1 protein-coding gene is annotated in these 612 nt (G+C 40.7%); it reads left to right on the forward strand.

What is annotated here, in order from left to right:
* Nucleotides 1-612, forward strand: a 612-nt coding sequence (locus IAI56_RS15885; protein ID WP_187658781.1) for a hypothetical protein, incomplete at both ends; no start/stop codon positions are given.

Here is a 612-nt window from a genome sequence, read left to right on the forward strand (position 1 = left end):
ATTGATGCGTTAAACGATACCAATGCGATCACGAACTTAAATTACCAAAATAACGATATATACGTTCAAACGTTAGGAATTCGTATTACAAACGATGCTACGCTTTGTTATGTTGTATCTACGATGGACATTCGAGTAGAACCATTGCCAGAACCAATACCACCAACCACACCATACACGATATGTGATGACAACCAAGACGGTTTTGCGGACTTCATTTTATCGACTTTAGAAGCCGATATATTAGGAGGCGAAGTTTACACCATCACGTTCCACGAAACGCTGACCAATGCACAACAAGGAACCAATGCTTTATCGACAACGGCTTATACTAACATAAATCCGTTTGTACAAATTCTATATGTACGAGCAGAAAATCCAGTTACGGGCTGTTTTAGTGTGATGCCAATAACGTTAGAAGTTAACCCAAGTCCAGTTGCACCAATCGATTTAGACGACATTACGGTATGTGATACCAATGCCAATAACCAGAATGGTCAAATGACAGTGGATTTAACCATAAGAACAGCAGCAGTCTTGTCCCAACAACCGCTACCAGCGAGTAGTTATACAGTGGAGTATTATACCAACCAAACCTTGGCAGAGCAAGGT

It is taken from the genome of Flavobacterium macrobrachii, from assembly GCF_014486675.1.
Classification (GTDB): Bacteria; Bacteroidota; Bacteroidia; order Flavobacteriales; family Flavobacteriaceae; genus Flavobacterium; species Flavobacterium macrobrachii.